This is a genomic window from Bifidobacterium ramosum, from assembly GCF_009299505.1.
Taxonomy (GTDB): Bacteria; Actinomycetota; Actinomycetes; order Actinomycetales; family Bifidobacteriaceae; genus Bifidobacterium; species Bifidobacterium ramosum.
In genome coordinates this window covers 68,516-81,104 of sequence record NZ_WBSM01000001.1, presented here as the reverse complement: position 1 = coordinate 81,104, position 12,589 = coordinate 68,516, and the positions used below count along the sequence as shown (strand labels likewise).

9 protein-coding genes and 1 tRNA gene are annotated in these 12,589 nt (G+C 65.3%); 1 reads left to right on the top strand and 9 read right to left on the bottom strand.

The features are described from left to right. Positions 1 to 4: 4 nt before the first annotated feature. The 8 genes from argB to DSM100688_RS00270 form a co-directional block, all read right to left on the bottom strand. Entirely contained in the window at positions 5 to 961 is a 957-nt protein-coding gene (gene argB, locus DSM100688_RS00305) for an acetylglutamate kinase (RefSeq protein WP_152357199.1), read from the bottom strand. A gap of 9 nt (positions 962 to 970) precedes the next feature. Then, positions 971 to 2,143, bottom strand: a complete 1,173-nt coding sequence (gene argJ, locus DSM100688_RS00300; RefSeq protein WP_152357198.1) for a bifunctional glutamate N-acetyltransferase/amino-acid acetyltransferase ArgJ — start codon at positions 2,141 to 2,143, stop codon at positions 971 to 973. After that, positions 2,140 to 3,234 carry an N-acetyl-gamma-glutamyl-phosphate reductase gene (gene argC, locus DSM100688_RS00295; protein WP_152357611.1) on the bottom strand — a complete coding sequence of 365 codons (1,095 nt, stop codon included), beginning with the start codon at positions 3,232 to 3,234 and terminating at the stop codon, positions 2,140 to 2,142. Before argC ends, argJ begins: the two co-directional genes overlap by 4 nt. A 162-nt stretch (positions 3,235 to 3,396) precedes the next feature. Beyond that, positions 3,397 to 4,101, bottom strand: coding sequence for a hypothetical protein (locus DSM100688_RS00290; RefSeq protein WP_152357197.1), 705 nt, complete (start codon positions 4,099 to 4,101; stop codon positions 3,397 to 3,399). A gap of 114 nt (positions 4,102 to 4,215) precedes the next feature. Beyond that, positions 4,216 to 6,822 (bottom strand): phenylalanine--tRNA ligase subunit beta, encoded by a 2,607-nt coding sequence (gene pheT, locus DSM100688_RS00285; protein ID WP_152357196.1) that lies wholly within the window; start codon positions 6,820 to 6,822, stop codon positions 4,216 to 4,218. A 6-nt stretch (positions 6,823 to 6,828) separates the two neighbouring features. Next, the gene (gene pheS, locus DSM100688_RS00280; protein WP_152357195.1) at positions 6,829 to 7,908 is read right to left on the bottom strand and encodes a phenylalanine--tRNA ligase subunit alpha; all 1,080 of its coding nucleotides are present in this window, start codon (positions 7,906 to 7,908) and stop codon (positions 6,829 to 6,831) included. Between the two features lie 174 nt (positions 7,909 to 8,082). Next, the gene (locus DSM100688_RS00275; protein ID WP_152357194.1) at positions 8,083 to 9,090 is read right to left on the bottom strand and encodes a TrmH family RNA methyltransferase; all 1,008 of its coding nucleotides are present in this window, start codon (positions 9,088 to 9,090) and stop codon (positions 8,083 to 8,085) included. 737 nt (positions 9,091 to 9,827) lie between these two features. After that, positions 9,828 to 9,901, bottom strand: a tRNA-Arg gene (locus DSM100688_RS00270). A 296-nt stretch (positions 9,902 to 10,197) separates the two neighbouring features. Here DSM100688_RS00270 and DSM100688_RS00265 point away from each other — a divergent pair. Beyond that, positions 10,198 to 11,892, top strand: a complete 1,695-nt coding sequence (locus tag DSM100688_RS00265) for an aldehyde dehydrogenase family protein (protein ID WP_152357193.1) — start codon at positions 10,198 to 10,200, stop codon at positions 11,890 to 11,892. Positions 11,893 to 11,904: 12 nt separating this feature from the next. On the opposite strand, the gene DSM100688_RS00260 is transcribed toward DSM100688_RS00265, so the two are convergent. After that, positions 11,905 to 12,474 carry a hypothetical protein gene (locus tag DSM100688_RS00260; protein WP_152357192.1) on the bottom strand — a complete coding sequence of 190 codons (570 nt, stop codon included), beginning with the start codon at positions 12,472 to 12,474 and terminating at the stop codon, positions 11,905 to 11,907. Positions 12,475 to 12,589: the final 115 nt, after the last annotated feature.

Here is a 12,589-nt window from a genome sequence, read left to right as displayed (position 1 = left end):
GTTGTCAGTAGGCATAGGAACTCCTCATCTCCACACCGTCGTCGGGCACGACCATGGTGCCGATGCCCGCGGTGGTGAAAATCTCGTTCAGGATGGAATGCGGCTTGCGGCCGTCGATGATGTGGGCCTGCGGCACGCCGCCGTCGAGCGCGCGCACGCACGCCTCCATCTTCGGGCGCATGCCGGATTCGAGGTCGGGCAGCATGTCGCGCAGGTTTTCCACGCCGATGCGGCCGATCAGCGAATTGCGGTCCGGCCAGTCGGCGTACAGGCCGTCGACGTCGGTCAGGATCACGAGCTTGCGTGCGCCGAGCGCGGCGGCGAGGGCCGCGGCCGCGGAATCGGCGTTGACGTTGAGCACTTCGGTGGCGTCGTCCTCGTTCGGCGCGACGGACGAAACGACCGGGATGCGCCCGGCGGCGATGAGGTCCTCGACGGCCGACGCATCGACGCTCACCACGTCGCCGACCAGGCCGACGTCGGTGGGCTTGCCGTCGATGACGGGCCGGCGCTGCATGGCGGAGAACAGGCCGCCGTCCTCGCCGGACAGGCCGACCGCGAACGGGCCGTGCGCGTTGATCAGGCCGACGAGCTCGCGCGACACCTTGCCGGTGAGGACCATGCGCACCACGTCCATGGCTTCGGGCGTGGTGACGCGCAGGCCGCCCTTGAACTCGGACTTGATACCGAGCGCCTTGAGCATCTGCGAGATCTGCGGGCCGCCGCCGTGCACCACGACCGGGTGCAGGCCGACCTGACGCAGGAAGACCATGTCCTCGGCGAAGCAGCGTTTGAGCTCGTCGTCGATCATCGCGTTGCCGCCGTATTTGACGACGATGCGCTGGCCGGCGAATTCCTCGAGCCACGGGAGCGCCTCGATGAGCACCTCCGCCTTCTGGTCGGCGCGCAGGTCGGTGTGCACGTCGAAATGGAATCCCGGTCCCTTCAGTTCTGTTGCCATGTTCAGCTGTCAGCTTTCGTAGTCGGCGTTGATGTGGACGTATTCGTGGGTGAGGTCGTCGGTCCAGACGGTCGCTTCGGCGTCGCCCGCGTTGAGGTCGATGTCGATGTGCACTTCGCGCGGGGTCATGTCGACCTCGGAGCGGTCGCGACCGGCACCGCCGTTTTCGCAGATGCGCACACCGTTGACGTCGACGGTCACCTTGGTCGCATCGTAGGGGGCGACGTCCGGCGGCACGGTGCCGAGCGAAGAGACGATGCGTCCCCAGTTCGGATCGTTGCCGCTGATCGCACACTTGAGCAGGTTGGACGCGGCGACCGCACGGCCGCAGGCCAGGGCAGCGTCCTCGGTGGTGGCGCCGGTGACGGTGATGCGGATGTCATGGCTGGCGCCTTCGCCGTCGCCGATGATCTGGCGGGCGAGCGATGCACAGGCCGAGGCGACAAGCGCGTTGAACTCGTCCGGGTCAGGCTCGACGCCCGAGGCGCCGGAGGCGAGCAGCAGCACGGTGTCGTTGGTGGACATGCATCCGTCCACGTCGATGCGGTTGAACGACGTGTCGACGCCGGCGTTCAGTGCGGCCTGCAGCTGCCCGGCCGAGACCACGGCGTCGGTGGTGATGACGCACAGCATGGTGGCCAGCTGCGGGGCGATCATGCCGGAGCCCTTGACCATGCCGCCGATGCGCCAACCGGCCTTGCCTTCAAGCGTGACGGTCTTGGGCTTGGTGTCGGTGGTCATGATGGCGTGCGACGCGTCGGCTCCGGCCTCGGCGGTCGAGGCCAGCGCGTCGTGCGCGGCGCGCGCGCCGGCGAGCACGTGGTCGAGCGGCAGCAGCTCGCCGATCAGGCCAGTGGAGCACACGGCGATGTCGTCGGCGTCCGCGCCGACCAGCGATGCGACGGTCTCGGCGGTGGTCCGCGACTGTTCGTAGCCGGGCTTGCCGGTGCAGGCGTTGGCGCCGCCGGAGTTGAGGATCACGGCCTTGATATGGCCGTCGGCGACGGCATGACGCGACCACTGCACGGGTGCCGCGCAGAATCGGTTGGAGGTGAACACGCCGGCTGCGGCGTCCAGCGGGCCGTTGTTGACGACGAGGGCCAGATCCTTCTTTCCGGCGACTGAAGAAATGCCAGCGGCCACGCCTGCGGCCGAGAATCCCTGTGCAAAGGTAACGCTCACGGTGCTACTCCGATCTTGGTGAGGCCCGCGTCTTCCGGCAGGCCGAGTGCGATGTTCAGCGACTGCACCGCCTGTCCGGCGGTGCCGCGGTTGAGGTTGTCGATGGCGGCGAAAGCGATCAGGCGTCCGGCCTTGCGGTCGGTGACGACCTGCACATGCGCCGCGTTCGAGCCGATGATGTTGGCCGTAGCCGGCAGCGTGCCCTGCGGCAACACGGTGATGAAGTCCTGTCCGGCGTAGGCGTTCAGCCAGACGGCGCGGATGTCGTCGTCGGACATCGCCTTCGCCTTGTCGGTCAGCTGCGCGGAGACGACGGCGAGGATGCCGCGCGCCATGGGCACGAGGATCGGCGTGAAGCCGAGCGTGAAGTCCGAGGCCGCCGCGGCGTCCCGGCCGGCGGCGTGGGCGAAATTCTGCAGGATTTCGGGGATGTGGCGGTGGGTGCCGCCCACGCCGTAGGGCACGGCCGAGCCGAAGGCCTCGGCAGCCAATAGGTTGGTGCGCTTGAGGTTCTTGCCGGCGCCGGAATAGCCCACGGCCAGATCGGCCACCAGCGTCTTCGGCTCGACGAGTCCTTCGGCGACGCCCGGCTGCATGGCGAGCGTGGTGGCGGTCACGTTGCAGCCCGGACCGGCGATGCGCTTGACGCCGGGCAACGACGCGCGCTGGCGGCGATATGCGCCGTCAGCGTCCTTGCCGACGATGAGTTCGGGCATGCCGTACGTCCAGTGCTCGTAGAAGTCGCCGCCATAGTAGGCGTCCCATGCGCTGCGTTCCTCGAGCCGGTGGTCGGCGCCCAGGTCCACTACCACCGCGTTCGGGTCGAGCTTGGTCGCCAACGCGCCGGACGCGCCGTGCGGCAGTGCGAGGATGATCACGTCGTGGCCGTTCAACGCCTCCGGGGTGGTGTCCTCGACCACCAGATCGGCCAGTTGCGGAATGTGGGGCATGTGCTTGCCCAGCGTGTCGCCCACCGAGGAGTGACCGGCCACGCAGGTCACCTCGAAATCGGGGTGCATGGCGAGGATGCGCAACGCCTCACCGCCCGCATATCCCGTCGCACCGGCCACGGCTACCGTATATTTCGCCATGTCGTCGCTCTTTTCCTTGACGTTCGTAAACATCATGTCACTATACACTTTATGCAGTACATTGCATAACTATACAGTGTCGGCGATGCGAAAGACGCAGGAAACACACAAGACACACGACACACACAAGCCGCACGACGCGCATAGACACGCCGTCGACGGTCAGGCGCTGACGGAACCACCGTCCGATCCGCCGCCCACACCGCCGCTCTGCAGCATGTTCAGCAGGGCCTGGTAGTACTCGGTCATGCTGATGCCGTTGACAGCCAGCCACACGACCATGATCGTGTAGAACACATTGATGAACACCGCGGCGAAGCCCAGCCAGAAACCCTTCATATGGAACAGTTTCGTGCGGCGCATGGAAACTGCGCCCATGAGGGCGGGCAGCACCGGCACCGGGAAGAACAGCGCGCACAACAGCGAGAACACGGACATCAGATCCCATCGTCCATACAGCGGATTCTGGTTCGGATCGTCCACGTTGATGCCGTTGATGAGATGCGGCGGACGGTTCGGGTCGGCATCGTTGCGCATGCCGCGCATCGGCCGACCGTATGGGTTCGGCTGCTGCGGGTATCCGTACGGCGGCTGGTTCGCGGGCCACTGCGGCGGCGTGGACGATGCGGGCTGCGTGTTGTTCGACTGTACGGCGTTCGGCTGCATGTTGGACTGCGCGGCGTTCGGCTGCGCGGCTTGGCCGCCCTGCGATTCGGCTGCCGGCGTGGTATCCGGCCTGCCGTATACGTACGGATCGTAGCCGGCCGGATACTGGTTGGCCATGGCCCCGTATTCCGGCTGCTGGTACTGGCCGTACTGCGGTTGCGCGCCCGGCTGGTCGCCGGTCTGATTCGATGGATCGGTCATGGTCTGTGATCTGCCTCTCAAGGGAATCGCACGATGACGAAGTTCGTGCAGTGACTGTAATGACGCAGTGGGGCTTCCGAAACGTTTCGGAAGCCCCACTGCACAGGTCGGCCGTTATGCGCGCAGCTGCGCGCCGATGCCGGCGGCCTTGTCGACGATCGCCTTGCGGATCGCCTCGCTGTCCTCGGCGGTCAACGTCTTATCCGGCGCGCGGAACACGACCGCGAACGCGAGCGACTTCAGACCCTCGCCAATCTGATCGCCGGTGAACACGTCGAACAGTTCGATCGACTCGAGCGCATCGCCGGCGGCTTCGCGGATCACGTCCTCGAGCTGGGCGGCGCTCACCGTGGTCGGCACGGTGAAGGCGAGGTCCTGCTTGACGGGCGGGAACGTGGAGATCGGCTTGGCCTGCACGGGCTTGCCGTCGAGCGTGGCGAACAGCGCGTCGAGGTCGAGTTCGAACGCGGCGGAGTGCTCCGGGAAGCCGAGTGCCTTGTCGATGTGTGGATGCAGCTCGCCGACGAGACCGACGAACGTGTCGCCGGCCATGACGCGGGCGGTGCGGCCCGGATGCCACTGGGCGGGCACGTCGGCGGCGGCCGGCTGGTCGAACGTCAGGTCCGCGCCGAGCCGTTCGCCGATGCGGCGCACGGCCTCGACGGCGTCGCTCCAGTCGACGGTACGCTTGCCGCCGAGCCATCCGGAGTTCTCGGCCAGACCGGTGAGGATGCCGGCCACGTGCATCGGCTGCTCGGGCAGGCCGGCGTCGAGCGCGGCGAGCTGCTCGTCGGTCGGCTTGACGCCGCCGGGCAACGCCGGGATAGCGGGCGCGTTCGGATCCCACAGGTAGACGTGGCCGATCTCGTACAGGCTGATGTTCTCCAGGCCACGGCGCAGGTTGAGCTGCACGGTGCCGGCCAGGGTCGGCAGGATGTCGCGGCGCAGGTACGGGCGGTTGCCGGCCAGCGGGTTGGTGATCTCGACGCTCACGCGCTTGGTCGCGTCCACGTCGTAGCCGAACTCCTTGAATTCCTCGTCGCCGATGAACGGGTAGCTCAGCGCTTCGACCATACCGTATTCGGCGAGCTCGTTGGCCACTTCGCGGCGGTGGCGCTGCTCCGGGGTGAGGCCGACCGCGCCGTTGACCGGCGCCGGCGGCACGGTGACAGGGATCTCGTCGTAGCCGACGAGTCGAGCCACTTCCTCGACCAAATCGCATGCCTCGTTGAGGTCGGGACGCCAGCTCGGCGCGGTCACGGAGAACTCGCCGTTGCCGCCACCGGCCACACGGCAGCCGATGTCGGTGAGGATGTCGCTGATACGGTTCACGTCCACATCGAGTCCGGCCACTCGGGCGACCTCGCTTGCCTTGAAGTGGATCGGGCGGCGGAACACGACGTTGTTGACGTCGGTCGGATGCATGCTCGGTTCGCCGTCGCCGTATCGGGACAGCAGTTCGGCGGCCATCTGCGCGGCGGCCGGCTGCAGCTGCGAGTCGACGCCACGTTCGAAACGACGAGACGCCTCGGACGGGATCTTGTGACGGCGCGCGGAACGGGCGATCGTCACCTGATCGAAGTGCGCGGCCTCGAGCAGAATGTTCTTGGTGTCCGCGGTGACCTCGCCGTACAGGCCGCCCATCACGCCGGCGATGCCGAGGATGCGCGAGCCGCGGTCGCCGTTCGGCGAATCGGTGATAAGCAGGTCCTCGGTGCTCAGGTCGTGGTTCTTGCCGTCGAGCGTGGTGAGCTGCTCGCCTTCGCGGGCGCGGCGCACGACGATCGGGCCCTCGATCTTGTCCATGTCGTAGGCGTGCATCGGCTGGCCGAGATCGAGCATCACATAGTTGGTGACGTCCACCGCGAGCGAGATCGAACGCATGCCGGCGCGCACGAGACGGCGGCGCATCCAGTTGGGCGTGTGTGCGGCCGGATCGAAGCCACGCACGGCGCGCGCATAGTATCGGTCGCAGCCGGGCACACCGTGGATCGGGTTGTCGTCCTCGATCGACACCTCGATGTCGGGAGTGACGTTCGGGTCGCCGGCGACGACCGGTGCCTTGGCGTTGAGTTCGACGGCCGGATCGACGTACGCCGCGCCGGTCGAATGATGGTACTCGCGGGCGACGCCGCGGTAGGAGAACGCATAGCCGCGGTCCGGCGTGATGTTGATCTCGAGCAGCGGCTGGTCGAGATGCAGCAGGTGCATCGCGTCGTCGCCCGGCTTGAGCGCGTCGTATTCCTCCGGGGTGAAGCCGTAGTTGCGCAGCAGGATGATGCCGTCGTGGTTGTCGCCGAGGCCGAGCTCGCGTTCGGAGGCGCACATGCCGTTGGAGATGTGGCCGTACGTCTTGCGCGGCTCGATCTTGAAGTCGCCCGGCAGCACGGCGCCCGGCAAGGTCACGACGACCTTTTCGCCGGCGGCCATGTTCGGCGCGCCGCAGATGATGCCGCGCGGCACCTTGTTGCCGTGCTCGTCCGTCTCGTTGTATTCGGGGCCGACGTCGACATGGCACCAGTTGATGATCTTGCCGTTCTTCTGCGGTTCCGGGGTCGCGTCGACGACGTAGCCGACGACGATCGGGCCGGTGACCTGCGAGGAGTGGATCTCCTCTTCCTCAAGGCCGACCTTGACGAGGTCCTTGGCGAGCTGCTCGTAGGTCAGGTCCTCGGGAACTTCGACGTGGTCCTTGAGCCAATCGATGTCAATCATGGGCATGGGCTATCACTCCCCCATCACAAACTGTTCGCTGAATCGCACGTCGCCCTCGACGAGGTCGTGCATGTCGTTGATGTCGTGGCGCAGCAGCAGCGTGCGTTCCACGCCGACGCCGAACGCAAAGCCGGTGTACACGTCCGGGTCGATGCCGGCGGACTTGAGCACGTTCGGGTTGACCATGCCGCAGCCACCCCATTCGAGCCAGCCCGGGCCGCCCTTCTTGTCGGGGAACCACAGGTCGAGCTCGGCGCTCGGCTCGGTGAACGGGAAGTAGCTCGGGCGCAGACGGGTCTTGGCCTCGGGGCCGAACATGGCGACGGCGAGCTTGTCGAGCACGCCCTTGAGGTCGGCCATGGTCAGATGCTTGTCGACGGCGAGCGCCTCGCACTGGTGGAAGACCGGCGTGTGGGTGGCGTCAAGCTCGTCGGTGCGGAACACGCGGCCCGGGGAGGCGATGTACAGCGGTACGCCGCGGGTGATGAGCGCGCGCACCTGGTCGGACGAGGTCTGCGTGCGCACGACCATGTTGGAGCCGACGAAGCCGGCGGCGTCCTTGGCCTGATTGCCCTTGACGTAGAACGTGTCCTGCATCTGGCGGGCCGGATGGTCGGGGCCGAAGTTCAGGGCGTCGAAGTTGTACCATTCGGTCTCCACTTCGGGGCCGGCGGAGATCTGCCAGCCCATCGAGGTGAAGAAGTCCTCGATGTCCTCGATCACGCGCGAGATCGGGTGACGCGCGCCCAGCGGCTTGCGGTCCACCGGCAGCGTCATGTCGACGGTTTCGGCGGCGAGGGCCTTGGCCTCCTCATCGGCCTTGACCTGCGTCTCCTTGGCGCCGAACGCGCGGCCGAAGTCGGCGCGCAGCTTGCCCATGAGCTTGCCAGCGTCCTTCTTCTGGTCGACCGGCAGCGAGCCGATGGCCTTGCTGGCCTGGGTCAACGCCGTGATGACGCCGCTTTTGATGGCTTTCAGTTCCTCCGAGGTGGAGGCGTTCTCGATTTTCGCTATGCCGTCGTTGACCGCGTCGGTCACCGCCTGGGCATCGAATTGCACTTCTGCCACGAGCACCCTTTCCTTGACTTGCATCCTTGCATGTTGCGAAAACATGCGTTTTCAAGCATTAAACCAACTTCACATTGTCCCTATACGACTCGACATCGCCGGGCCGTGAAGGCTCACATCCGCCGTCATGCGCCGTCATCGCGGCGCCGATCGCGACGATGTCCGTCAACGTTGTCATTGCCGCCGCGCCATCGACGGTCATCGCCGCGCCATGGCGAGGCTCATGAGCATCACCGCGGCGCTGGTGCCGAGATTGAGCGATTCGGCCTTGCCGTACAGCGGAATGGACACGATGCGGTCGCACCGTTTGAGCACGTCCCGCGGCAGGCCGCGCGCCTCGTTGCCGAACAGGATCGCATCGCCGTGCGGATCGTCCGTGATGCGACGCGTTCCGGACCGTTCGGCGAGCACGTCCGGCAGGAGTTCCGGCTTGCGATCGTCGGTGCCGTAGACGTCGGCGGCGATCACCCGCACGCCGTCGGCACGCGCACGATCGAAGAACCCGCCGGTCGTCATGGACACGACCGGCAGATGGAACAGCGAACCGGCGGTGGACCGGATCACCTTGGGATTGAACACGTCGACGCAGTCGTCGACGAACACGACCGCATCACAGCCGGCCGCGTCGGCCGCGCGGATCACAGTGCCGGCGTTGCCGGGGTCGCGCACCTGCCAGAACGCCGCGACGAACGGACCGGAGATCCCGCGAACGCTGCCGTCGTCAGCACCGCCGTCATGGGCGTCGCGTTCGGCGGCATCCTCCACGGACGTGTCATGCGACGACGCATCCCGTACCGGCGAATCGTTCGCGGATGCACCGTGCGACGACACACCGTCGAATCGCATGGCATCGCGCATCGCGGTAAGGTCGCCGACCGCGGCAATACCCTGCGCGTCGGAGCTGATCCTCGTCATGACCTCGCGCGTCGCCCGGTGCACGTAGATGTCGGAGTCCAGCGCGGCCTGCGCGATCGCAGCGATCGTCTGATTGGCGAAACCGTCGTGGCTGCCGTCCGACGCATCGCCGGCCTGCACGTACAGGTCACGCACCACATCGGGATGCCACGCGACGACCTCGCGCACGGACTGCGGCCCCTCGATCAGAAACCGTCCGCTTTTCTCGCGGCTGCGGCGGTTGGCCAGATCGGATACACGGCGGATACGGTCGGCCTTCACATTGGCCAGCACTTCAGCGGAAATCGGCATACCCGTCACCATACCCCATCCCCGCTATCGCCCGCCGCGCCGCGCCGTTTTACCCTCTTCCCCTCCTCTTAACGGACATACAGCCGATTTACCCGCCTGAATCGGCTGCATGTCCGTTAGAGAGAAAGAACAATGACCGCTGTATATATTGTCGCAATTCAATCACCTCATCCTCAACAGACATACAACCGTTCTCGCCGCGCAATCGACTGTATGTCCGTTGATCATGATGACGGGTTCCCGGCAAACAGTCCCGAACCACTTCTCCCATCTCCTCCCCTAACGGACATACAGTCGATTCGGTATCTCGATCGGCCGTATGTCCGTCCCGGGGAGCGGAACCCCAGGGAAGCACACGCTTCGGCCACCGCGCCACATCGCCAGCGCAAGATATTCGGGAAAACAGCCCTATCGTCCCGAATAACCCGCACTGAGCAAGTCCAAGCGCAACTTTTTCAGGAAAACAACCCATCTCTCCCGAATTTCCCGCACTGACCCATCCTCAGCGCAGGAAATTCGGGACGAACGGCATCATTCCCCGAAATCTTTGCGCACCACCACCAACAACAGCCCACGCCCTCAGCCCACACCCGCAATGGACAACCAGCCGATATACCCACTCAAATCGGCTGGTTGTCCGTCAGAAGGTGACAGCAGAACAACGTTGGAATAGCGGCCAGAGGTATCACAAAGCCCTTGGAACCACTGCCAATACAGCAGTTCCAAGGGCTTTCTCGTGACCCCGGCCGGGCTCGAACCGGCGACCCTGAGATTAGAAGTCACATGCTCTATCCAGCTGAGCTACGGGGCCAAACGAAGGGACAGTATAGCAGCATGCCGGTACTCGCTTAACGTCAGCATGCCGTCACCGAAATCAATCACTGAACAACCAATCACCGAACCATCATCGAGTAATACGACCCTTTTCTGCGACCACGTGACTTCTCATCCCGGGGTCGTCGGTTTGAGCATAATACTCACAGTTCCCCCTCTTCTGAACAAAAACGGACGCATATGTCTCGGGCCGGCGTCTGCTTTCGTCCAGAAGACGAACCGCAGACCGGCTTCGGTCGGCCGCCGCGCGACGATCGCTGGTATAACGGGAGCATGAGTGCGAATCACTACGACGATAGTCTCGATGCGGAGGCGACATTCCACCGGCTTGACGGGACGTTCCGGCGCGGCGTGACACGGCCGTTGCGGTGGCGGCGGGCGCAGTTGGATGCGATGGAGCGGATGCTGCGCGAGCAGGGCGCGCGGCTGGCGCGTGCGGTGCATGACGATTTCGGCAAACCGACGACCGAGACGATGCTCATGGAGATCAATCTGACGCTGGAGGAGATTCGGTTCGTGCGTCCTCGGCTGGCCCGCTGGGCGGCCCGCAGGCCGAAGCCGATGCACTGGCTGTTGCAGCCGGCGGCCGGTTGGACGGTGGCGGAACCGAAGGGCGTGGCGCTGGTGATCGCGCCGTGGAATTATCCGGTGCTGTTGTCGTTGGAGCCGATGGTCGACGCGATCGCGGCGGGCGACTGCGTGTGTCTGAAACCGTCGGAATTGTCGCCGAAGACGAGCCGTGCATTGATGACGCTGATCGACCGTTATCTTGACCGCCGCGCGTTCGCCGTGGTGCAGGGCGGCGCGCGGGAAACCGGCGAGCTGCTCAAGCAGCCGTTCGACCATATCTTCTATACGGGCGGCGGCAAGGTCGGCCGCATCGTGATGGAGGCCGCGGCGAAGCATCTGACGCCGGTCACGCTGGAGCTTGGTGGCAAGTCGCCGGTGTTCGTGGACGGTACGGCGAATCTGGACGTGGCCGCGCGGCGTATCGCGTGGGGTCGGTTCGTCAATGCCGGGCAGACCTGTGTCGCGCCCGATTACGTACTGGCGACGCCTGATATCGCCGACGATCTGGCGGAGCGTATCGCGAAAGCGGCGTATCGGATGTTCGGAAACGTCGGAGGACGACGTGATGCCGTTATGTACGACTCCGGCCCGGTCGCCGTCGCCGGGCGGCACTATGGACGACGAGAATCCGTCGCATTCGGCAGAGTCGTGTCCGACGATCGTCGTCGGACGGACGACGGATACGCACACGATTACGACGACGTACACGTCACCGCCGACGATAGTTCAACCACACGCGATTGGACGAATAGCGGCCGGCCAGGCAACCGACAGACGTACGGCCGCGACGACCATATGACGTACGACGATACACACGACTCGCGCATAGTATGGTCGTCCAGTTACGCGCGGATCATCAACGACCGTCACTACGACCGGCTGATGTCGCTGATGCCGAACTCAGACGACCCGTCATCCGCCGCGCACATCATCTGCGGCGGTTACGGCGACCGCGCGAGCCGGCATATCGCGCCGACCGTACTCACGCACGTCTCGCCGGACGCTCCGGTGATGCAGGAGGAGATCTTCGGCCCGATCCTGCCGATCCTAACTGTCGCCGACGCGGACGCCGCCATCGCCTTCATCAACGACCGTCCGCGGCCGCTGGCTTGTTACGTCTTCTCGCGCAGCACCATCGTACGCCGCCGTTTCGAGCGCGAGACGAGTTCGGGCGCGCTCGGCTTCAATCTTCCGCTCGGCCATTTGATGTCCAGTCGGCTCCCGTTCGGCGGCGTGGGCGCGTCGGGCATGGGCGCCTACCACGGCTACGCCGGCTTCCTCGAGTTCAGCCATGTCAAGACCGTCGTCGCCAAGCCGACGTTCCCCGACACGCTTTCCCTCATCTACCCGCCCTACACCAAGCGCAAGCGCACCCTCATCTCCATGCTGTCCCGCTGAAACAACGTATAGTCACCTGTCAATCCAGCCGTCCACGTCGAAGACTTTGCCGAGTTCGGTTTTGATCGTTTCGACAGACTGTTCGTCGGAGGCCGGCGCGATGTAGACGCCTCGGCCCTGGTCGCTATTGACCTCGATCAGCATCGAGGTCCGGTCGGCCGACAGCAGACCGCTTACCGTCGTCATGTCGGGGCTGGAGCCGGTGTAGTCGACCCAGAATCCGCAGAAATACGAGACCGTGTCCTTGGTGCCGGGCTGGGTCACGTCCGTGATATACCACCCCGGACGGTCGAGGTCATGGTCGACCGCCACATCCCCGCCGCCGGCCGGACGGATGGTGACGTGTCCGGTCAGGCGATCCGACCGGAACAGATAATGTAACCGGGTCGCGTCCAGCGACATCGTGTACGAGGTGTCGGAATCGGCGTTTCTATCGACCCGGTACGCGTCGCCGTCGATGCGGATGCGTTGCGGCCACGGCACGTAATACAGCAGCAGTCCGACGGCAATCAGCGCCGCCACTACACCGGCGACGATGCGCGCGATGCGTTCGCGGCGCTTCTTCTGCGGTGTCTTTTCCATGGCGGCACTACTCCTCGGCGACGAACCGGAACACCCGTGTTCCGTAATGCATCCATGATAAATCCGCGACGATCAGCCCACGCCCGAACACAGCATACGAACGGTCACGTTCCCG